Source organism: Azonexus sp. (genome assembly GCF_041909095.1).
Lineage (GTDB): Bacteria > Pseudomonadota > Gammaproteobacteria > Burkholderiales > Rhodocyclaceae > Azonexus.
The window spans coordinates 63,409-85,017 of sequence record NZ_JAYREB010000004.1 but is presented as its reverse complement, the minus strand read 5'-3'; the positions used below and the strand labels follow the sequence as shown (position 1 = coordinate 85,017).

Here is a 21,609-nt window from a genome sequence, read left to right as displayed (position 1 = left end):
GTTATCTGTCTTTCAGGAAACCGCCAGCACCGTCCGCATCAGGAAAGCATCGAGTTCGGCAGCTTCGCCTTCCGGTTTCTTGTAATTCGCATCGACCACGGTCCGCGCCAGCTCGCTTTCGATGAAGGCGTGGATGTGCGGCCAGCGCGGGCTGTATTCGGCCTCGCCGGCGCGCATCTTGAATGCCAATAGCGCATTGATTTCGTCGAGCAGCGCCGCGTCCGTCACCAGTCGCTCGGCCAGATCGGCAAAGCGCATCGGCGGCTGGCCGAGCCCGCGTTCGATCCACTGTGCCGCCAGCAGCGGACGCAGCACGTAGAGGTACTTTTTCAGGCGCACGCTGTCGCCTTGCAGGTGCTCGCGGAAATTGCGCCGCGCCATCGCCAGGTAGTGATAGCGCCCGCGCAACGGCGAAAACCACTGTGTCGCCAGCTCGCGGATACCTGCGCTCAAGGCCGCGTCTTCCCGGTAAACCACCGGCGAATCCAGCCATTCGAGCAGCACCGGATTGGCCCGCCGCAACAGGCGCAGCGCCTTGCGCAACTCCCAGCCACCGACATCCAGCTCGTCGCTGATCGGCAATTCGATCACGTCGCGCTGCGGCTCGACAGAGAGATACCAGGGCAGGCGATGGACGTAGAGGAAACGCACGTCGTAATCGCTGTCCGGCGAAGCAAAGCCCCAGCCCCGGCTGCCGGATTCGCAGGCGTAGAGCACCGTGACATCGCGTTCAGATTCGATGTCGGCAAGCGCCTGCATGACCCGGTTGCGAACTTCCGGGTCGATGGGGTGGGCGCTGAGCACCTTGCCGGCTTCCATCAATTCGGACATTTGTTATCCCTTCACACAAACCACCTGGCGCAGCGTATGCACCACTTCCACCAGCTCGCGCTGGGCGTGCATCACGGCGTCGATGTCCTTGTAGGCCATCGGGATTTCGTCGATCACCTCGCTGTCCTTGCGGCATTCGACGTGGGCGGTGGCCTTGATCTGGTCGTCGACGGTGAAGCGGCGCTTGGCTTCGTTGCGGCTCATGGTACGGCCGGCACCGTGGCTGCAGGAGCTGAAGGCCTCTTCGTTACCGAGGCCGCGCACGATGTAGCTGCGGGCGCCCATCGACCCCGGAATGATCCCGAGTTCGCCCTTTTTCGCCGACACCGCACCTTTACGCGTCACCAGCACCTCGCTTCCGAAGTGGGTTTCGCGCTGCACGTAGTTGTGGTGGCAGTTCACCGCTTCGACGTCGGCCGTGAACGGCTTGGCGATCACCTGACGCGCGGCGGCAACCACGTTCACCATCATCACGTCACGGTTGCGCCGGGCGTAGTCCTGCGCCCAACCCACGGCTTCGACGTAGTCGGCAAAGTGCTCGGAACCTTCTTCGAAGTAGGCGAGATCCTTGTCCGGCAGGTTGGCGATGTGCTGGCGCATGTCGGCCTGGGCCAGTTCGATGAACAGGTTGCCGATGGCGTTTCCCACCCCGCGCGAACCGGAGTGCAGCATGAACCACACATGATCGGCCTCGTCGAGGCAGACTTCGATGAAGTGGTTGCCGGTGCCCAGCGTTCCCAGGTGCTTGTGGTTGTTGGTGTTCTTCAGGCGCGGGTACTTTTCGGTGATGCGCGCGAAACCCGGCAGCAAGGCCGACCACATGGCGTCGACGGCGGCCGGCGGGTTTTCCCAGGCGCCCTTGTCGCGGCGGCTCTGGCGCGGCGGCGTGCGGCCGTGCGGGACTGCCGCCTCGATCGCCGAACGCAGGCCATGCAGGTTATCCGGCAGGTCGGCGGCGGTCAGCGTGGTGCGCGCCGCCATCATGCCGCAACCGATATCGACGCCGACCGCCGCCGGGATGATCGCACCCTGCGTCGGGATCACGCTGCCGATGGTCGAACCCTTGCCCAGATGCACGTCCGGCATCACCGCCAGGTGGCGGAAGATGAAGGGCATCTGCGCCGTGTTCATCAGCTGCTTGCGCGCGTCGTCCTCGACCGGCACGCCTTCGGTCCACAGCTTGATCGGCTTGCCTGCGGTCACGTCTTGTACTTGATAGCTCATGTTTTCCTCATTCTTTTTGCCGCCATGGTAGCGGCTTTATTTCATTTGCATCCGTCGCAGGGCTGCCAAAGTGCGCGCCATCGCCAACTCACCCGGAAATCCTGGACGGCGCTGGAATCCTTACTTCGCCAGCGTCACCAGCCCGTTCAGCACCTGATCGAGGCCACCGAAGACCGAGATGCGGTCGATCCGTTCGGCGACCCGTTCCAGCGTTTCCAGTTCCTTCAGGCGCAAGGCAACCGGGTTGTCTTCCATGACCTTGGCGGTGTTGAGCAGCGAACGGGTCGCCGCCGTTTCCTCGCGCCGGCGGATCACGTTGGCTTCGGCGGCTTTACCCGCTTCCACCACCTGCGCCAGGATGGTCTTCATCTCGCCCGGCAGCACGATGTCCTTGACGCCGACGCCGCCGATTTCGAGGCCGAAGCCGGCCAGCTTCCTGGCGACATGGCCGCTCACCACCTCGTCGATCAACTGCTTGTTTTCCAGCAATTCGTCGAGGTTGCGCGTGCCGACCGCCGCCCGCAGGCCGAATTGCAGCTCGCGGTAAAGGTGTTCGGCCGGCTTGGCGAGCTTGGCGAAAGCCGTGCTCACGTCGTCGAAACGCCAGGTGGCGGCGAGGTTGAGGCGCAGCCCGACCTTGTCGCGGGTGAGGATTTCCTGACCCGTCACTTCCATGGTCTGCCAGCGCATATCGACCAGTTCCAGTTGCAGGTCGCGGTTGAAGCGCCAGTAGGCGGTCACGCCCGGCGCCAGCAAGGGCTGCTGGACGCCATCGATACGCAGCAGGCCGACATGCGCCGCCGGCACCTGGACGACGAAAACGCCGTTCAACCCCAATACCGGGCGACCGCGCAAGGACGGTTGCAGCAGGCGTTTCACCATCTCCGCCGGCAAGGCGGCGCCGGCGCGCAGGTCGAGCTTTTCCAGCCGCTGCGCGAGCAGACCGCGCCAGAAGAAACGGCGCGCCGCTGGCGGCAGCACTTCGACCAGAACCTCGTTTTCATAGCGCAGCCCGACCTCGTCCTCGCTCAGTTCCATGCAGACGAAATGGCGCTCCGCCTCGGCGGGCTCGTTCTGGCGCAGGTAATCGACGAGTTCGCTATCGAGCATCGGCGTATCGGTGTGCCACACGGTCAGCGACAACTCGTTGAACGGGTCAAAGAAATAGTGGCGGCCCGGATTCAGGATGCGCTGGAAATCGCCGTTGCGCAGCAGGGCGGCCCGTTCGTTCTTTTTCACGATGAAACGCTTCAACATTTTTCTACTCCCTCTTCGTCTTCAAACATCGTCGTCAACAATCACTGCTCAAACTTGCCGGCTCACGCCGGTCCAGCGGGCGCTTCGCCTGGCTCCCGCGGGGAGGCAGCCGCTGCGGACAACCGGGGCTGGCAGCGACCCGGGCCAATCGCCCAGGCCACGCGGCCCCTGCCGCCCGACAGCGGATGCCCTGCCGCGCAAGCGGAGCGAAGCACCGGGCCGGACCGGCGGCGGGTGCTTGCGCATACCGCAGCCGGCGGGTACTGCTATAACCACTGTCGTGGAAGGACAGTTTCCGGAGCGGGAGTCGAACCCGCGTCAGACCGTTGATGAGACGGTTGCTCTACCTCTGAGCTATCCAGTAGGGGGATGACCGGGAATCGAACCCGAACGCGCCACCAGGCACCCCAATATCGCTTTCCCGCGACGGCGGCATACGGCGGAATGACCGGAAAACTCCTGATTCCACCGCACCGGCGGGGTCACAACCCCTAACCCGTCGGCCTTGCCGCAAGTCGGCGATGACTTCCCTATTGCCAGAGTCGTGCCAGCGCAGCAGAAAATCGGCAAGCCATTGATTTTCATTGGATTGATGAAAATCACGGCGATCGCAAATCCTGATTTCGCGATAGTTTGCTATAGTGATTTATAAATTTTTCCAGTCTTCAGGCGGACTGCGCCGCCAGATTCCCCGTCACCATGAAAAAAACCGTCGTCATCGGCTTTCTCGGCACCCAGCTCGACTACGCCGGCAAGGGCAGCCCGCGCTGGGACAAGTGGCGGCCGACAGTCGCCCTGTGCCAGCAGGAAGACCTGGTCGTTCATCGTCTGGAACTGATCCACGACCTGCGCAACCGCGGCCTGGCCGAGCGCATCGGCAACGACGTCGCCCGCATCTCGCCGGAAACCGAGTTCAAGCGGCTGGAAATGGAACTGCGCGATCCCTGGGATTTCGAGGAGGTGTACACCGCCCTGCACGATCTGGCGCGCAGCTATCCCTTCGATACCGAGAATGAGGATTACCTGATCCACATCACCACCGGCACGCACGTCGCGCAAATCTGCTGGTTCCTGCTCGCCGAGGCGCACTACCTGCCGGCGCGCCTGTTGCAGACCTCGCCGCCGCGCAAGAAGGAGATCGCCAATTCGGTCGGCAGCTACGAGATCATCGACCTCGACCTGTCGCGCTACGACCGCATCGCCCAGCGCTTCGCCCGGGAGCGCGACGACAACCTGTCCTTCCTCAAATCCGGCATCGCCACGCGCAACCCGGCGTTCAACCGGATGATCGAGCAGATCGAACAGGTCGCCGGCCGTTCGCGCGCGCCGATGCTGCTGGTCGGCCCGACCGGCGCCGGCAAGTCCTTCCTCGCCCGCCGCGTCTTTGAACTGAAACGCCAGCGCCAGCAACTGAAAGGCCGCTTCATCGAAGTGAACTGCGCCACGCTGCGCGGCGATTCGGCCATGTCCACCCTCTTCGGCCACAGCAAGGGGGCCTTCACCGGCGCCCAGCAGGAGCGCCCCGGCTTGCTCCGTTCCGCCGACGGCGGCCTGCTTTTCCTCGACGAAATCGGCGAACTCGGCCTCGACGAACAGGCGATGCTGCTCAAAGCCATCGAGGAAAAACGCTTCTTCCCCTTCGGCAGCGACCAGGAAGCGAGCAGCGACTTCCAGCTCATCGCCGGCACCCACCGTGACCTGCGCCAGTGGGTGCGCCAGGGCAAGTTCCGCGAAGACCTCTACGCCCGCATCAACCTGTGGACCTTCGACCTGCCCGGCCTCGCCGGTCGCCCGGAGGACATCGAGCCCAACCTCGACTACGAGCTGGAACGCTTCGCCGCCGAACACGGCCAGCAGGTGCGTTTCAACGTCGAAGCGCGGCGCCGCTACCTGGCCTTCGCCACCTCACAGGCCGCACGTTGGCACGGCAACTTCCGCGAACTCGGCGCTTCCCTCACCCGCCTCGCCACGCTGGCCAGCGCCGGCCGCATCACGGAAAGCGACGTCGCCGACGAAATCGCCCGCCTCACCGCCACCTGGGCCGACGAACCGGCGGCGGACGCCAGCGCCCTGGTGCTCGGCGAGCTTGCCGAGCAGCTCGACCTGTTCGAGCGCTGCCAGTTGAATACCGTGATCGACACCTGCCGCAACAGCCCCAGCCTTTCCGAGGCCGGCCGCCGCCTGTTCGCGATTTCCCGCGCCGGGAAGAAACAGAGCAACGACGCCGACCGCCTGCGCAAATACCTCGCCCGTTTCGCGCTCGATTTCGAGACGCTGAAGAGCGGCGCCCGCCGCTGAGCTGACGCCGCCCCCGCTCAGACGACGCTGACGACGCGCGCGGCGATGCAGCACTCGCGCTCGCGTTCCGGCCGGTAGAGCCCGGTCACCGGGCCGATGACGATCAGCGACGGCGATTTGAGTCCGGCGTCGCGCACCGCGTCGGGCAGTTCGGCGATGCTCGCGTGCACCGTGCGCTGCGCCGAGGTGCTGGCCGACTGGACGACGACGCCTGGCGTCGCCGGGTCGAGGCCGTGTTCGATCAGGCGCTGGCAGATGATGGCGAGCGCGCCCAGCCCCATGTAGATCACCACCGTCTGCTGCGGCCGGGCGAGCGCCGGCCAGTCGAGGTCGGGGCTGCCGTCCTTGAGGTGGCCGGTGGTGAAGATCAGGGTCCGGGCGTGGTCGCGGTGGGTCAGCGGAATCCCGGCGTAGGCGCCGACGCCGGCCGCCGAGGTGATGCCGGGAACGATCTCGCAGGCGATGCCGGCGGCTTCCAGCGCCTCCATCTCCTCGCCGCCGCGGCCGAAGATGAAGGGATCGCCGCCCTTCAGCCGGATCACGCTGATGCCTTCGCGGGCCAGTTCGATCAGCAGGCGGTTGGTTTCCTCCTGCGGCAGCGCGTGGTGGCCGGCTTCCTTACCGGCATAGACGCGACGCGCGCTGGCCGGCAGCAGATCGAGGATGCCCGGACCGACCAGGTGGTCATAGACCACCACCTCGGCCCGGGCGAGCAGCCGGGCGGCGCGCAGGGTCAGCAGCTCCGGGTCGCCGGGACCGGCGCCGACCAGGTAGACCTTGCCAAAAACTTCTCGTTCGATAGCCCTCATTTTTCTCCTCCGCGATGCCGATCCGGCGGCTGGACGATGCCTGCCGGCCAGCGACGAAACCACTCTATCTGCTCGCCGGACGGAAAAAATTAAGAGACATCAAGGATTTCCCCGGCATGAAAAAAAGATACTGCCCGCACCGTCAATAACGGCAGCGTGTTTCGGAGCGGTTCTCAAGGAGAGGAAAATGAAACGGAATAAATGGTTGCAACGGTCGCTGGGACTGGCAATGCTTCCCCTGGCCATCGGCGTCGCCTTCGCGGACAACGCGAAGAAGGACGCCGCGGATGTGCAGTACCACGCCGGCGGTTCGCCGCTGGCCAATGTCGAGATGTATCAGGACATCAACCCGAAGGCGCCGCCGATGACCAAGGCGGAATTCGACAAGGCCCGCCGCATCTACTTCGAACGCTGCGCCGGCTGCCACGGCGTGCTGCGCAAGGGCGCCACCGGCAAGCCGCTGACCCCGGACATCACCCTCGACAAGGGCACCGACTACCTGAAGGTCTTCATCCAGTACGGTTCGCCGGCCGGCATGCCGAACTGGGGCACCTCCGGCGAACTGACCGACGCCGAAGTCGACCTGATGGCCCGCTACGTGCAGCAGACCCCGCCGCAGCCGCCGGAATACGGCATGGCCGAGATGAAGAACACCTGGAAGGTGATCGTGCCGCCGGAAAAACGGCCGACCAAGAAGATGAACAGCTACAACCTGGACAACATCTTCTCGACGACGCTGCGCGACAGCGGTGAAATCGCCCTGATCGACGGCGACAGCAAGCAGATCATCAACATCGTCAAGACCGGCTACGCCGTGCACATCTCGCGCACCTCGGCGTCCGGCCGCTACCTGTACGTGATCGGCCGCGACGCCAAGATCAACCTGATCGACCTGTGGATGCCGAAGCCGGACAACGTCGCCGAAGTGCGCATCGGCCTCGAGGCGCGCTCGGTCGAAACCTCGAAGGCCAAGGGCTACGAGGACAAGTACGCAATCGCCGGCGCCTACTGGCCGCCGCAATTCACGATCATGAACGGCGACACCCTGGAGCCGCTGAAGATCGTCGGCACCCGCGGCATGACCGTGGACACCCAGGAATACCATCCGGAGCCGCGCGTCGCCTCGATCGTCGCCTCCCACTTCAAACCGGAGTTCGTGGTCAACGTCAAGGAAACCGGCAAGATCCTGATGGTCGATTACAGCAACATCAACGCCCTCAAGACCACCGAGATCGGCGCCGCCCGCTTCCTGCACGACGGCGGCTGGGACGCCTCGAAGCGCTACTTCATGGTCGCCGCCAACCAGTCGAACAAGGTTGCCGCGGTCGACGCCAAGGACGGCAAGCTGGCCGCCCTGATCGAAGTCGGCAAGATTCCGCACCCGGGACGCGGCGCCAACTTCGTCCATCCCAAGTTCGGCCCGGTGTGGGCGACCGGCCATCTCGGCGACGAAACGGTCAGCCTGATCGGCACCGATCCGCAGAAGCATCCGAAGCAGGCCTGGAAGGTCGTAGACACCCTGAAGGGCCAGGGCGGCGGCTCGCTGTTCCTGAAGACCCATCCGAAGTCGAAGAACCTCTGGGTCGACACCGCGCTCAATCCGGACCCGCAGGTCAGCCAGTCGATCGCCGTCTTCGACATCGACAACCTGGGCAAGGGCTATCAGGTGCTGCCGATCGCCGAATGGGCCGGCGTCGGCGAAGGCGCCAAGCGCGTGCTGCAGCCGGAGTACAACCTGGCCGGCGACGAAGTGTGGTTCTCGGTGTGGTCGGCGAAGAACCAGCAGTCGGCGATCGTCGTCGTCGATGACAAGACGCGCAAATTGAAGGCGGTGATCAAGGACTCGCGCCTGGTGACGCCGACCGGCAAGTTCAACCTGCACAACACCCAGCACGACGTCTATTGACCCGTGCCGCGCGGAACCGGCCCGGCCGGTTCCGCTTCCGGAGGATAAAGCCATGAAATTCCTGATTCTTCCCGTCGCCCTCGCCCTCGGCGCCAGTCTGCCGCTGGCCGCCACGGCGTCCGAAGCGATCGCCAAGCAGGCCGGCTGCCTGGCCTGTCACGCCAAGGACAAGAAACTGGTCGGCCCGGCGTTCAAGGACATCGCCGCCAAGTACCAGGGCGATGCCGGCGCGCCGGCCAAGCTCGCCGACAAGGTGCGCCAGGGCGGCAAGGGCGCCTGGGGGGCGATCCCGATGCCGCCGAACCCGGCGGCCAAGATCGGCGATGCCGACCTCAAGGCCGTCGTCGCCTGGATCCTGAAAGGCGGCGTCTGAGCGCCGGCCGCGCCATGCGCCCCCGCCTCGCCCTGCTGCTGCTGCTGCTGCCCGCCTGCCTCAGCGCGGCGGCGGCAGCCCCGGACGCCGCTGCCGAACGCCGGCTGGTGCACCTGGTGCGCCAGGATTGCGGCTCCTGCCACGGCCTCACCCTCAAGGGCGGCCTCGGCCCGCCGCTGACCCCGGCCGCCCTCGCCGACAAGCCGGCCGAAGGTCTCGCCCAGACCATCCTGCACGGCCGCCCCGCCACCCCGATGCCGCCCTTCCGCGGCCTGCTCGACGAAACCGAAGCAGCATGGATCGTCGACCGCCTGCAGCGCGGCTTCCCGGCCGAATGAAACGGACTCCCGCCATGCCAGCCACCCCCGCCCTCGCCCGCTGCCGCAGGTTGCTCGCCTGCCTGCCGCTCATCTTTCTCGCCGCCTGCGCCAGCCAGGCGCCGCTGCGCGGCAGCGGCGGCCTCGGCGTCGTCATCGAACGCGCCGACGGTCAGGTACAGATCGTCGATCACCTCGCCCGCCGCAGCCTGGCCAGTGTCGCCGGCCTCGGCGACCTCTCGCACGCCTCCGTCGTCTTCTCGCGCGACGGCCGCTACGCCTACGTCTTCGGCCGCGACGGCGGGCTGAGCAAGGTCGACCTGCTGCAGGCACGCGTCGAGCGGCGCATCGTCCAGGCCGGCAACAGCATCGGCGGCGCCATCTCGCAGGACGGCCGCCTGGTCGTCGCCCAGAACTACGAACCCGGCGGCATCAAGGCCTTCGACGCCGAAACCCTCGAACTGCTTGCCGACGTCCCGGCCGACTACGGTGACGGCCAGCGCTCCAAGGTGGTCGGCCTCGCCGACCTGAGCGGCAATCGCTTCGCCTACGCGCTGTTCGACGCCGGCGAAATCCGCATCACCGACCTGTCCGACCCGAAACAGCCGCGCACCCAGCGCTTCCCTGCCGGCAAGCAGCCCTACGACGCGCTGGTGACGCCGGACGGCCGCTACTACATCGCCGGCCTGTTCGGCGAGGACGGCCTCGCCCTGCTCGACACCTGGCAGCCGGAACTCGGCACCCGCCGCATCCTCGCCGGCTACGGTCGCGGCGAAGCGCCGCTGCCGGTGTACAAGATGCCGCACCTGCGCGGCTGGGCGATTGCCGGCGGCCGCGCCTACCTGCCGGCGATCGGCCGCCACGAGGTGCTGGTGGTAGACACCACGAGCTGGCAGGAAGTCGGCCGCATTCCGGTCAAGAGCCAGCCGGTCTTCGTCATGGCGCGCCCCGACGGGCGCCAGATCTGGGTCAATTTCGCCTTCCCCGATAACGGCTGGCTGCAGGTCATCGACCCGCTGACCCAGCAGGTGAGCGCCACGCTGCAGCCCGGACGGGCGATCCTGCACCTTGAATTCTCGGCCAAGGGCGAACAGGTCTGGGTCTCGGCGCGCGACGACAACGCCGTGCTGGTCTTCGACACGGCCAGCCAGCGCCTGCTTGAGACGCTGCCGGCGCGCAGCCCGAGCGGCATCTTCTTCACCCAGCGCGCCTTCCGCATGGGGTTCTGAGATGCCTGCCGACAGCCTCGCCGCCCACCTGCCGCTGCTCAACGACTACCAGCAGCGCTTCCCGCTGTGCCCCGAGCCCTTCGCGGCGATCGGCGCGGCGCACGGCCTGACGCCGGCGGCGGTGCTCGACCTCTACCGGCGCTGGCAGGCCGACGGCCTGTTCACCCGCATCGGCCCGGTGGTCGCGCCGCATCGCGCCGGGACCAGCACGCTGGCCGCGCTGGCGGTACCGGACGAGCGCCTCGACGCGGTCGCCGCGCAGGTCAGCGCCTACGCCGAAGTGAACCACAACTACGAGCGCGAACACCGCTGGAACCTGTGGTTCGTCGCCACCGCCCCGGATGCTGCGCACCTCGCCGGCGTCCTCGCCCGGATCGCCAACGAAACTGGCTGCCCGCTGCTCGAACTGCCGCTGCAGACCGCCTACCACATCGACCTCGGCTTCGACCTCGCCGCCCCGCCCGGCCGCCGGCCAGCCGCGCCGGCGACGGGCGGCGCCCCGGCCTGCGCCCTGGACGGCATCGACCGCGCCCTGCTCGGCGCCCTGGCCGACGGCCTGCCGCTGTGCGAGCGCCCCTACGCGCCGGTCGCCGCCGCCGCCGGGGTGAGCGAGGCCTGGCTGCTGTCGCGCCTCGCCGAATGGCTGGACAGCGGCCTGCTCAAGCGCTTCGGCGTCGTCGTCCGGCACCATGAACTCGGCTACGTGGCCAACGCGATGTGCGTCTGGAACGTCCCGGAAGAGCGCATCGACGCGCTCGGCCGCGAACTCGCGCGCGAACCCGGCGTCACCCTGTGCTATCGCCGGCGCCGGCAGATGCCGGACTGGCCGTACAACCTCTACTGCATGATCCACGGCCGCAGCCGCGAGGGCGTGCTGCAACTGCGCGACGCGCTGGCCGGGCGCACCGGGCTCGACCGCCACCCCGGTCAGGTGCTGTTCAGCCGCCGCCGCTTCAAGCAGTGCGGCGCCCGCTACCAACTTTCCGCCGGAGCCTGCCATGACTGAGCTCGATACCATCGACCGCGCCATCATCAACGCCCTGCAGGGCGATTTCCCGCTCTGCCCGGCGCCCTTCGCCGCCGCCGCGGCGCCGCTCGGGCTGAGCGAGGGCGAACTGCTCGAACGCCTGCGCGCCCTGCGCGACGCCGGCACCCTGAGCCGCTTCGGCCCGCTCTACCAGATCGAACGCCTCGGCGGCGCCTTCTGCCTGGCGGCGATGGCGGTGCCGGAAGCGGACTTCGAGCGGGTCGCCGGCATCGTCAACGGCTTTGCCGAAGTCGCCCACAACTACCGGCGCGAACACCGCCTCAACATGTGGTTCGTGCTCGCCACCGAAACGCCGGCGGAGATCGCCGCCACCTGCGCCGCCATCGAGGCGGCGAGCGGCTTGCCGGTGCTGCCCTTTCCCAAGGACAGGGAATACTTCGTCGACCTGAGCTTGCAGGCATGAACGCGCCCACCGCCCCCGACGCCTTCGAGCGCCGCCTGGTGCGCGTCACCCAGGAAGGCCTGCCGCTGGTGCCACGCCCTTACGCCAGCATCGCCGCCGTCCTCGGCGTCAGCGAGGCGCAGGTCATCGAGCGCCTGCAGGCGATGCTCGAACGCGGCGCCATCCGCCGCATCGGCGCCGTGCCCAACCATTACGCCATCGGCTACACGGCCAACGGCATGAGCGTCTGGGACATCGACGACGCCGCCGTCGACCGGGTCGGCGAACTGCTCGGCCGGCAGGCGGCGGTCAGCCACTGCTACCGCCGGCCGCGCCGCCTGCCGGACTGGCCGTACAACCTGTTCGCCATGCTGCACGGTCGCCAGCGCACCGAAGTGGACGCCCAACTGGCGGCGCTGGCCGCGCTGGTCGAACGCGAATGCGGCGCCGTGGTGCGCGCGCGCGACATCCTGTTTTCCAGCCGCATCCTCAAGAAAACCGGCCTGCGCCTCGGCGCCGGCCCCCGGGAGACCTGAACCATGTTCCGCATCAGCCAGTTCCTCAGGGAAATCGACCAGCCGACGCCGACCGGTCCGCGCCGCCACCCGCCCGGCCCGGTGGTGATCTGGAACCTGCTGCGCCGCTGCAACCTGACCTGCAAGCACTGCTACTCGATCTCCGCCGACAAGCACTTCCCCGGCGAGCTGAGCACCGACGAAATCAACACCGTGATGGACGACCTGCGCGCCTTCCGCGTGCCGGTGCTCATCCTTTCCGGCGGCGAGCCGCTGCTGCACCCGGACATCTACAGCATCGCCAGCCGCGCCAAGCGCCTCGGCTTCTACGTCGCGCTGTCGACCAACGGCACCCTGATCGACCGCGACAACATCGACCTGATCGACGCCATCGCCTTCGACTACGTCGGCATCAGTCTCGACGGCATGGCCGCCACGCACGACCGCTTCCGCCGCCAGGAAGGCGCCTTCGCCGCCTCGCTGGCGGCGCTGCGGCTGTGCCGCGAACGGCGCATCAAGGTCGGCGTCCGCTACACGATGACCGAGGACAACGCCCACGACCTGCCGGCGCTGCTGCGCCTGGTCGCCGACGAGGGCATCGACAAGTTCTACTTCTCGCACCTCAACTACGCCGGCCGCGGCAACAAGCACCGCGCCGACGACGCCCGCCACGCCAGCACACGCGCCGCCATGGACCTCTTGTTCGACACCTGCCTGGACAGCCTGCGGCGCGGCGAGGACAAGGAATTCGTCACCGGCAACAACGACGCCGACGGCGTCTACCTGCTGCACTGGGCGGCCCGCCGCTGCCCGCAAAGCCTGCCCCAACTGCTGGCCAAGCTGCGCCAGTGGGGCGGCAACGCCAGCGGCGTCAACGTCGCCAACATCGACAACCTGGGCAACGTGCACCCGGACACCATGTGGTGGCACCAGACCCTGGGCAACGTCCGCGAGCGGCCCTTCTCCGCCATCTGGAGCGACCCGGCCAACCCGCTGCTCGAACGCCTGCGCGAACATCCGCGCCGCCTCGAAGGGCGCTGCGCCGGCTGCCGCTACCTTGCCATCTGCAACGGCAGTTCGCGCGTGCGCGCCGAGCAGGTCACCGCCAACCCATGGGCCGAAGACCCCGGCTGCTACCTCGACGACGCCGAGATCGGCGGCGCCGCCAGCGAACGCATCCGCACCACGCCATGGACCCGCCTGGAGAAAGTCGCATGAATGCCCGCCTCCTGCTCTGCCTCGCCATCGTCTGGCCGCTCTTCGCCAGCGCCGCCGAACCCGCCGCCCTCTACCGCCAGCACTGCGCTTCCTGCCACGGTGCCGACCGCCTCGGCGGCATCGGCCCGGCGCTGCTGCCGGAAAGCCTCGAACGCCTGCGCCGCCCGGAAGCCGAAAAGACCATCCGCGACGGCCGCATCGCCACCCAGATGCCGGCCTTCGCCACCACATTCGACGACGCCCAAGTCAAGGCGCTGGCCGACTACCTCTACCAACCGGTGACGCCGGCGCCGGCCTGGAGCGAGGCCGACATCCGCGCCTCGCGCATCGAGCACGTCGATCCGGCGAGGCTCGCCGACCATCCGGTGTTCAGCGCCGACCCGCTCAACCTCTTCGTCGTCGTCGAAAGCGGCGACCACCATGTCAGCATCCTCGACGGCGACCGCCTCGAACCGATCCACCGCTTCACCTCGCGCTACGCCCTGCACGGCGGCCCCAAGTTCTCGCCGGACGGCCGCTACGTCTATTTCGCCTCGCGCGACGGCTGGCTGAGCAAGTTCGACCTCTGGAACCTGACCACCGTCGCCGAAGTCCGCGCCGGCCTCAACACGCGCAATGCCGCCGTCTCCGGCGACGGTCGCCTGGTCATCGTCGCCAACACCCTGCCCGGCAACCTGGTGGTCTTCGACAGCGAGCTGCGCCTGGTCAAGACGATCGCCGCCAGCAGCCTGGACGGCCGCCAGAGCTCGCGCGTCTCGGCGGTGTACGACGCCTCGCCGCGCAAGAGCTTCATCGCCGCGCTGAAGGACCTGCCGGAAGTCTGGGAAATCAGCTACGACGAGCAGGCGGCGCCGATCCACGACGGCCTGGTGCACGACTACCGGATGGGTGAGGCGATCGCCCGCCCCGGCTACCTGCATCCGCGGCGGACGCCGCTCGACACCGTGCTCGACGATTTCTTCTTCGATCAGAGCTACACCCACGTCATGGGCGCCAGCCGCGACGGCAAGGGCCAGGTGGTCAACCTCGACATCCGGCGCAAGGTCGCCGACCTGGCGCTGCCCGGCATGCCCCACCTCGGCTCCGGCATCACCTTCACCTGGCAGGGCAGGCCGGTGATGGCCTCGACCAACCTGAAGACCGGCGAAGTCAGCGTCATCGGCATGAACGACTGGAAGCTGGTCAAGGCCATCCCGACCCGCGGCCCCGGCTTCTTCCTGCGCAGCCACAGCCAGTCGCGCTACGCCTTCGTCGATTCGATGATGAGCCGCGAAGGGCGCAACCACCTGCAACTGATCGACAAGGAAAGCCTCGAGGTGGTGCGCGAATTCACCGCCCCGCCCGGCCAGACGCTGGCCCACGTCGAATTCACCCGCGACGGCCGCTACGCGCTCGCCAGCCTGTGGGAAATGGACGGCGCGCTGGTCGTCTACGACATGCAGACGCTGCAGGAGGTGAAGCGCCTGCCGATGAAGAAGCCGGTCGGCAAGTACAACGTCTGGAACAAGACGCGCAAGGACGAAGGAACCAGCCACTGATGGACGATTTCAGCGCCCTCTGGCTGGCCCGCGCCGCGCACGTGATCGGCGTCGTGCTGTGGATCGGCGGCGTCGCCTTCGTCACCACCACGCTGCTGCCGGCGATCCGCCGCGACTTCCCGGTCGCCGCCCAGCTCGCCGAATTCGAACGCTACGAACGCGGCTTCGGCCGCCAGGCGCGCTGGACCACGCAACTGGTCGGCGGCAGCGGCCTGTTCATGGTCTGGAAACTCGACCTCTGGTTCCGCTTCGCCACCCTCGACGCCTTCTGGATGCACGCGATGCTGGCCATCTACCTGCTCTTCACGCTGCTCCTCTTCGTCATCGAACCGCTCTTCTTCCACCGCCTGCTGCGCCACCTTGCGCAACGCGACCCCGCCCTGCCGCTGCGCCTCCTCAGCCGCCTGCACTGGCTGCTGCTGACCCTCAGCCTGCTCACCACCGGCTTCGCGGTGGCCGGGGCGCATGGGTGGGGTTGAGGGAATTGCGGCCAGTGGAATAGAACAGTTTGACGTCACTCCCGGCGTCTCGTCATGCCTGAGTCGGACTGATACAATGAACGCCGATTTTTTGGGCGTTCCAATTCATTCGCCATGAAGCGTTGCATAGTCGGTATTCGCCCCTCAGGTACGCACGATGCCACGGCGATTGAGCCTTGATGATTTACCCCAACCTTAATCCCGAGAAGGCGCTGATCTGGCGCATTGTCCATCGCGACAACCTGCCGTGGATTCTGGACAACGGCCTCCACTGCGGCAACAGTGCGCTGAAGGCGCCAGCCTGGGTAAATATCGGCAACCCGGAACTGATCGACAAGCGGGCCAATCACCCGGTCCCTTTGCCGCCCGGAGGTTTGTTGAACGACTATGTGCCGTTCTACTTCACGCCGTTTTCGCCCATGCTGCGCAACATCCACACCGGTTGGGGCGGTATACCGAAACGTCCGAACGAGGAAATCGTGATTCTGGTCTCCAGCCTGCATCACATTGCCGGACTGGGCTTGCGGTTTTTATTTACCGATAGCCACGCCTACTACCAGTGGGCAAACTTTTACGCTGACCTTGCCGATCTGGACAAGATCGACTGGCCCCTGCTGCAAAGGCGGGACTTCAAGCGGGACCCGGAAGACCCCGCCAAATTCGAGCGCTATCAGGCTGAAGCGCTGGTTCATCAGCACTTGCCGGTGTGCGGACTTCGCGGCATCGTGTGCTATACGGAAGCATTGAAACAACGTATCGAACCGGAAATACAGGCCAGAAACCTGAACCTGCCGGTTCACGCCAGAACAGGGTGGTACTTCTGATGATCACATTCACTCAAGGCAATCTGCTGGCGGCCCGCGCGGAAGCGCTGGTCAACACGGTCAACACCGTCGGGGTGATGGGCAAGGGCATCGCGCTGATGTTCAAGGAGCGTTTCGACGAGAACTTCCGCCGTTACGCTGCAGCCTGCAAAGCCAGGGAAGTGCAAACCGGCAAGATGTTCGTGACGCAGGTACACGAGTTGGATGGCCCGCAGTGGATCGTCAACTTCCCCACCAAGCAGCACTGGCGGGCGCCCTCGCGCATGGAGTGGATTGTTGAAGGGCTGCAGGACTTGAAGCGCTTCTTGGTTGAGCAGCAGGTCAAGTCCATTGCCATTCCGCCACTGGGTGCGGGCAATGGCGGCCTGGAATGGGCCGAGGTACGCGAACAGATTGAGCGGGCACTGGGCGACCTGGATATCGACATCCTGGTGTTCGAGCCCACCAGACAATATCAGAACGTAGCCAAGCGCAGCGGCGTCGAGAAGCTCACCCCGGCCCGCGCACTGATTGCCGAACTGGTGCGCCGCTACTGGGTGCTGGGCATGGAGTGCAGCCTACTGGAGATACAGAAGCTGGCGTGGTTCCTGGAGCGCGCCATCGAGCGTCACAACCCCGGCGACAACCCGCTGAACCTGCAGTTCGCGCCGCACAAGTACGGCCCCTACGCCAACCGACTTGACCATCTGCTGAACAATCTCGACGGCAGCTACCTGCACTCGGAAAAACGTATCAGCGATGCCGATCCGCTGGACGTGATCTGGTTCGACGATGAGCGCAAGGCTTTCGTACAGACCTATCTCAAGAGCGAGGCAAAAGCCTACACGCAAGCGCTGGAATCCACCGCCGCACTGATCGATGGCTTCGAATCCCCCTTTGGCATGGAATTGCTGGCTACCGTGGACTGGCTGCTTGCCCGCGAAGGCGTCGCCCCCACCGTTCCTGCCCTGCGCGCGGGGCTGCGTCGCTGGCGCGGCGGCCCGGACGCGGCGACGCGCAAGGAACGCCTGTTCGACGACCGGGCGCTGGGCATTGCCCTGAATCGGCTGACACAAGCGACCACCGTGCCGGCTTGAGAGCCGGACTCGGCAAAATCCGGCCCCCCCCTCACGCAACTCGCAAATCGAACACCGCCGGATCATCGCGGTGTTCGGTGAGCAGGCGGGCGACGCGGTCCTGCCAGATTTCGCCGAAGCGCTGCCGGGCGGCGGCGTCGGCGGTGCCGAAGGTGACGGCGGCGAGCAGGTCGGAAAGCGCCGGATCGGCGGGCACCTGTTGAGGATAGGCGGCGGCGTCGACGCGGGCGCCGGTGTCGAGGCGTTCGAAGCGCAGGTCGAGCGGGATCGTCGCCGCGAAGTTGAGCAGGCCGCGGCGGGCGTAGCGACCGCCCAGGCCCTTGAAGCCTTCGCTGCCGGCGGCGCCGGTGAGGAGACCGACGACGGCAGCGGTGACGCCAGTGACGCCTTCGTCGCGCGGCTGGCGGAAGCTGACGCGGATTTCGCCGCGCACCGGCAGTGCCGTGCCGTAGAGCAGCGCCAGCGCCCGCCAGGTCAGCCAGTAGGCGGCGGCGACGGTGGGGCAGGAATGGCCGGCCAGGCGCACCGCGTCGACATAGCCGTAATCGAGGATGCCGTCGGCGCTGGCGCCGAGCAGCCCGGCCAGCGGGTCGCGCAGGCGCAGGCGGGGAACCTGTTCGTAGAACTCAGGGAAGGACATGGCGGGTTCCTTGGACGAGGTCAGACGAGGCCGGCGCGCAGGCGGCCGATGTCGGGAACGTGGATGAGGCGGCCCTGGACGACGACCAGGCCTTCGTCGACCAGTTCGTGCAGGATGCGCGAGAAGTGTTCCTGGGTCAGGTTGAGGCGCGAGGCGATGGTGCCCTTGTGCGTCGGCAGGCGGATCGTCACCGCGCCGGCGGTGGCGACCGGGCCGGCCATTTCTTCCTCGCGCAGCAAGTAGCCGATGATGCGTTCGCGGCCGGAGCGCAGCGAGTGCGCTTCGAGGTCGCCGATCAGGTGGTGCAGGCGCATCGACAGGCCGGCGATCAGCTTGCGGCACATCTGCGGGTCGCGCGCCAGTTCGGCGAACACCGCGTCCTTGGCGATGTGCAGCAGGCGGCAGTCGGTGAGCGCCTGCGCCATCAGCATGTAGGGGCGCTCCATGAACATCACCGCCTCGCCGAAGGTCTGGCCGGGGCGGATGATCTCGACCACCTTCTGGTTACCGTCCTGGGAGATGAAGGCGAGCTTGATCTGGCCTTCCAGCGCCAGGTAGAAGCCGTGGCAGGGGTCGCCCTTGTGGAACAGGATGTTGCCCTTGTCGTAGTGTTCGCGCCGGCAGCCGGCGGCGAGGCGCAGCAGGTCGTCGGGGCGCAGCCCGGAGAACAGCGGCGTGCCGGACAGGATTTGCGCCACTTCGAGCAGCGCCGGGTCGCTGGCGGCATGGTCGTCGAAATCGGGCCGGGGAATGCAGGTCATCATGGCCTCACCTCGTCAGTTGAGCGTAGAACAGGGGAAGATGGAGCGGCAGCTCCTCCGGCTTGCGCAGCACGGCGTAGCCCTGCGGCCCGAACAGGTGGGGCAGGTAGCCGGCGCCTTCGCGGTCGATCGTCAGGCAGAAGGGCAGCAGGCCGAGGCGGCGCGCTTCGAGCACCGCCGCCCGGGTGTCCTCGATGCCGTAGCGGCTGTCGTAGAGGTCGAGGTCGTTGGGTTTGCCGTCGGACAGGATGAGCAGGATGCGCCGGCTCGCCGCCTGCGCGTCGAGCAACTGGCTGGCGCGGCGGATGGCGGCACCGAGCCGGGTGTAGTAGCCGGGGCGGATGGCCTGGACGCGGCCGCGGATGCGGTCGTCGAAGGGATCGGCGAAATCCTTCAGGCGATGGAAGCGGACCTGCTGCCGGCGCACCGAGGAAAAACCACACAGCGCGAAGGCGTCGCCGGTGGCGGCGAGCGCCTCGCCGAACAGCAGCAGGGCGTCGCGGATGACGTCGATGACGCGCGCCTCGCTCGACACCCAGGCGTCGGTGGACAGCGAGAGGTCGGCGAGCACCAGGCAGGCGAGGTCGCGCTCGCGCCGTTCCAGCGACAGGTAGAGCTGCTCGCCGGGATGGCGGCCGCAGGCGCGGTCGGTGCAGGCGCGGACGACGGCGTCGAGGTCGGCCTCGCTGCCGTCGGGCTGCCCCTTGAGCCAGCGCCGGCCGGGCTGCAGGGCGGCGAACTGCTGGTGCAGGCGGCGCGCGGTGCGGCGCAGGCGCGGCGGCAGCGGCGTCGGCACGGCATGGCGGGAGGCCAGCTCCTGCAGGCAGACGTGGTCGTCGAGCAGGCGGCTCTTGCGGTAATCCCATTCCGGCAGGCGCAGGCCGGGGCCGAGCACGATGTCGTCCTCGGCCGCCGACGGCAGATCGAGGTCGAAGCGCACCCGCGAGGCGACCCGCTCGCCGGGCGCCGCCTCGGTCAGCGACAGGCGGTCGAGGTCGGCAGCGACCTCGGCAGCGTTGGCATCGGGATCGTCGTCGACGCCGCGATTGACGCGGATGAACTCGGCCACCGAGAGCAGGCTTTCGGCGCGGAAGTACATCATGATGCCGTCGCGCTGCGGCCCGGCATCCACGCGCTCGGCGCGATGCGCCTGGGCGCCGCCGTCCTGCACCGCGCCGGCGGCCTCGGCGCCACCGTCGCCGGCCTTGCCCGGCGTGCCGGCGGCAAGGGCGCCGGCCTCGCACCAGAGCAGTACCGGTGCGGCCGGCGCGGCATCTGCCGGCAATGGCGGCCATGCGCTGACGCTGCCCGGTTCCTGCAGCGCCTGACGCAGCGCGTTTTCCAGCGCCGCCTCGGCCGGCGGCAGTTGTGCCGGCGCCAGGCGCAGCGGTAGGTAGGCGGCGACCAGGCGCTGGTAACGCGTCGCCAGACCGGGGAAATCGGCCAGCGCGGCGACCGTCGCCGCCTGGTTGCGGGTCGCCGGGTCGGCCCCGGCAAGCGCCACCGGCAGCCGGTGCAGGCAGGCCGCCTGCGCCGCCAGCCAGTAATAGAGGTCGCGGTTCAGCGCGCGCTCCGGGAACACCGCCAGCCGCGCCGGCAGGCGCAGGCTGGCGAGGTCGATGCGGGCCTGCGCCTGCCGTTCGCCGCTACCGGCGACGCGCGCCAGCCAGGAACGGCGGGCGCCATGGGCATCGTTGGTGGCAGCGGCCAGACGCAGGCCGGGGTCGCCGCCGAGGGCGCGGAAATAGATGCCGAGCGGGCGCTGCATCGCCTTCAGTTCGACGGCCGCCGCCGGATACTCGGCGCCGGCGGCGCGCGTCACCCAACGATGCCAGAGCTTGCCGACCCATTCTTCCATTTAATTGTCTCTCTCGTCGGCGAGGCGGTTGCCGGGGCGGAAGCCGGCCTCGTTGCGGCGCGCCGCGTCCGCTGCCACCCAGTGCAGCAGCGGGCCGTCCGGGTTGGTCGCCTGGCTCTCGGCGCAGGCGCTCAGGCATTGGCCACACTGGGTGCAGGTGAACATGTGGCGCTTGATGTTGCGCGGGTTGAGGCGCATCGGGCAGACCATGTCGCAGGCGGCCTGGCGGTCCGGCAGGCAGTCGTTGCAGGCGGCGCCGCGGGCGCGCTGGAAGCCGACCACCATGGCGTCGCGGTTGCCGATCCAGATCAGCGACTGAAAGAGGCCGACGGCGCAGGCGTAACGGCAGAACAGGTGGCGGGCGAAGAGGAATTCCAGGCTGAGGACAACGGTGGCGGCGCCGATGAACAGCGCCTGGTTGCGCGTCGGCGCGGCGCGCCACAGGTTGCCGTAGACCTCGGCCGGCGGCAGCAGGTAGGTGAGCAGCACCACCGCCCAGCACAGCGCGAAGGCCACCGCCGCCGGCACCACCAGCAGCCACCAGCGGCGGTCGGTGCGGCGCGGCCGGCCATCCGGCTGCCACGGCGGCAGGATTTCCTTCTCCCACAGGCTGGGTTTGCCGGAGGCGCGCAGCATCAGCGTGTTGATGGTTTCGACCACGGAAAAATGCGGGCACAGCCAGCCGCAGTAGAGCCGCCCCCAGCGGCGGGCGACGCCGAGGAACAGCGCGGCGCCGGCCAGCAGCGGCAGGAACAGGCGCAGCAGCACGTTGCTGGCGGCCTCGCCGGCGCCGATGCGGCCGGCGATGAAGTCGTCGAGCCCGAGCCGCCACTCCATGCCAAGCAGCCAGGCGTGGCCGGCATTGAGGTCGTAACGGAAGAGGTCGAACACCGGCGCCAGCACGAAGAGGACGAAGAAGCCCGCCTGCCAGGCCAGCCGTCGCCGCTGCAATCCCGCCGGCGCAGCGGCGTTGCGGATCGGGATGACCCGGCGGGCGGCGCCCCCTGCCCCGTTCATCGTCCCGCC

General features: G+C 67.6%; 21 protein-coding genes and 1 tRNA gene. 13 read left to right on the top strand and 9 right to left on the bottom strand.

Annotated elements, in window-relative coordinates:
* Positions 1-12: 12 nt before the first annotated feature.
* The 4 genes from ACE3OV_RS09965 to ACE3OV_RS09950 form a co-directional block, all read right to left on the bottom strand.
* Entirely contained in the window at positions 13-831 is an 819-nt protein-coding gene (locus ACE3OV_RS09965; protein WP_374326895.1) for a nucleotidyltransferase domain-containing protein, read from the bottom strand.
* A 3-nt stretch (positions 832-834) separates the two neighbouring features.
* Positions 835-2,055, bottom strand: a complete 1,221-nt coding sequence (locus ACE3OV_RS09960; protein WP_374326894.1) for an RtcB family protein — start codon at positions 2,053-2,055, stop codon at positions 835-837.
* Between the two features lie 120 nt (positions 2,056-2,175).
* Positions 2,176-3,312 carry a slipin family protein gene (locus ACE3OV_RS09955; RefSeq protein ID WP_374326893.1) on the bottom strand — a complete coding sequence of 379 codons (1,137 nt, stop codon included), beginning with the start codon at positions 3,310-3,312 and terminating at the stop codon, positions 2,176-2,178.
* A gap of 292 nt (positions 3,313-3,604) precedes the next feature.
* Positions 3,605-3,676, bottom strand: a tRNA-Met gene (locus tag ACE3OV_RS09950).
* A 335-nt stretch (positions 3,677-4,011) separates the two neighbouring features.
* Here ACE3OV_RS09950 and rtcR point away from each other — a divergent pair.
* Positions 4,012-5,610 (top strand): RNA repair transcriptional activator RtcR, encoded by a 1,599-nt coding sequence (rtcR, locus tag ACE3OV_RS09945; protein ID WP_374326892.1) that lies wholly within the window; start codon positions 4,012-4,014, stop codon positions 5,608-5,610.
* 17 nt (positions 5,611-5,627) lie between these two features.
* Here rtcR and cobA read toward each other — a convergent pair whose 3' ends face one another.
* Positions 5,628-6,419 carry a uroporphyrinogen-III C-methyltransferase gene (gene cobA, locus ACE3OV_RS09940; protein ID WP_374326891.1) on the bottom strand — a complete coding sequence of 264 codons (792 nt, stop codon included), beginning with the start codon at positions 6,417-6,419 and terminating at the stop codon, positions 5,628-5,630.
* A gap of 187 nt (positions 6,420-6,606) precedes the next feature.
* On the opposite strand from cobA, the gene ACE3OV_RS09935 reads away from it, so the two are divergent.
* From ACE3OV_RS09935 to ACE3OV_RS09880, 12 genes are all read left to right on the top strand, one after another.
* Positions 6,607-8,325 carry a cytochrome D1 domain-containing protein gene (locus ACE3OV_RS09935; protein ID WP_374326890.1) on the top strand — a complete coding sequence of 573 codons (1,719 nt, stop codon included), beginning with the start codon at positions 6,607-6,609 and terminating at the stop codon, positions 8,323-8,325.
* A 52-nt stretch (positions 8,326-8,377) separates the two neighbouring features.
* Positions 8,378-8,698 (top strand): c-type cytochrome, encoded by a 321-nt coding sequence (locus ACE3OV_RS09930; RefSeq protein WP_374326889.1) that lies wholly within the window; start codon positions 8,378-8,380, stop codon positions 8,696-8,698.
* A gap of 14 nt (positions 8,699-8,712) precedes the next feature.
* Positions 8,713-9,036 carry a cytochrome c gene (locus tag ACE3OV_RS09925; RefSeq protein ID WP_374326888.1) on the top strand — a complete coding sequence of 108 codons (324 nt, stop codon included), beginning with the start codon at positions 8,713-8,715 and terminating at the stop codon, positions 9,034-9,036.
* A 14-nt stretch (positions 9,037-9,050) separates the two neighbouring features.
* Positions 9,051-10,244, top strand: a complete 1,194-nt coding sequence (locus ACE3OV_RS09920) for a cytochrome D1 domain-containing protein (RefSeq protein ID WP_374326887.1) — start codon at positions 9,051-9,053, stop codon at positions 10,242-10,244.
* A gap of 1 nt (position 10,245) precedes the next feature.
* Positions 10,246-11,250, top strand: a complete 1,005-nt coding sequence (locus ACE3OV_RS09915; protein ID WP_374326886.1) for an Lrp/AsnC family transcriptional regulator — start codon at positions 10,246-10,248, stop codon at positions 11,248-11,250.
* Positions 11,243-11,695, top strand: coding sequence for an Lrp/AsnC family transcriptional regulator (locus tag ACE3OV_RS09910; RefSeq protein ID WP_374326885.1), 453 nt, complete (start codon positions 11,243-11,245; stop codon positions 11,693-11,695). The genes ACE3OV_RS09915 and ACE3OV_RS09910 overlap by 8 nt, the downstream gene beginning before the upstream one ends.
* On the top strand, positions 11,692-12,210 hold the full coding sequence (locus ACE3OV_RS09905; protein WP_374326884.1) for an Lrp/AsnC family transcriptional regulator: 519 nt from the start codon (positions 11,692-11,694) through the stop codon (positions 12,208-12,210). Before ACE3OV_RS09910 ends, ACE3OV_RS09905 begins: the two co-directional genes overlap by 4 nt.
* Positions 12,211-12,213: 3 nt before the next feature.
* Positions 12,214-13,407 carry a heme d1 biosynthesis radical SAM protein NirJ gene (gene nirJ / locus ACE3OV_RS09900; protein WP_374326882.1) on the top strand — a complete coding sequence of 398 codons (1,194 nt, stop codon included), beginning with the start codon at positions 12,214-12,216 and terminating at the stop codon, positions 13,405-13,407.
* Positions 13,404-14,945: a cytochrome D1 domain-containing protein gene (locus ACE3OV_RS09895; protein ID WP_374326881.1), complete on the top strand. Its 1,542-nt coding sequence runs from the start codon at positions 13,404-13,406 to the stop codon at positions 14,943-14,945. Before nirJ ends, ACE3OV_RS09895 begins: the two co-directional genes overlap by 4 nt.
* Positions 14,945-15,424, top strand: a complete 480-nt coding sequence (locus ACE3OV_RS09890) for a hypothetical protein (protein WP_374326880.1) — start codon at positions 14,945-14,947, stop codon at positions 15,422-15,424. The genes ACE3OV_RS09895 and ACE3OV_RS09890 overlap by 1 nt, the downstream gene beginning before the upstream one ends.
* A gap of 179 nt (positions 15,425-15,603) precedes the next feature.
* Positions 15,604-16,248, top strand: coding sequence for a DUF4433 domain-containing protein (locus tag ACE3OV_RS09885; protein WP_374326879.1), 645 nt, complete (start codon positions 15,604-15,606; stop codon positions 16,246-16,248).
* On the top strand, positions 16,248-17,324 hold the full coding sequence (locus ACE3OV_RS09880) for a macro domain-containing protein (RefSeq protein WP_374326878.1): 1,077 nt from the start codon (positions 16,248-16,250) through the stop codon (positions 17,322-17,324). Before ACE3OV_RS09885 ends, ACE3OV_RS09880 begins: the two co-directional genes overlap by 1 nt.
* Positions 17,325-17,355: 31 nt before the next feature.
* On the opposite strand, the gene ACE3OV_RS09875 is transcribed toward ACE3OV_RS09880, so the two are convergent.
* The 4 genes from ACE3OV_RS09875 to ACE3OV_RS09860 are packed head-to-tail and all read right to left on the bottom strand — an operon-like array spanning position 17,356 to position 21,600.
* Positions 17,356-17,964, bottom strand: coding sequence for a hypothetical protein (locus ACE3OV_RS09875; protein ID WP_374326877.1), 609 nt, complete (start codon positions 17,962-17,964; stop codon positions 17,356-17,358).
* A 20-nt stretch (positions 17,965-17,984) separates the two neighbouring features.
* Entirely contained in the window at positions 17,985-18,728 is a 744-nt protein-coding gene (locus ACE3OV_RS09870; protein WP_374326876.1) for a Crp/Fnr family transcriptional regulator, read from the bottom strand.
* Positions 18,729-18,732: 4 nt separating this feature from the next.
* Entirely contained in the window at positions 18,733-20,583 is a 1,851-nt protein-coding gene (locus ACE3OV_RS09865; RefSeq protein WP_374326875.1) for a nitric oxide reductase activation protein NorD, read from the bottom strand.
* Positions 20,584-21,600, bottom strand: coding sequence for a 4Fe-4S binding protein (locus tag ACE3OV_RS09860; protein ID WP_374326874.1), 1,017 nt, complete (start codon positions 21,598-21,600; stop codon positions 20,584-20,586). It lies immediately after the preceding gene.
* Positions 21,601-21,609 lie beyond the last annotated feature (9 nt).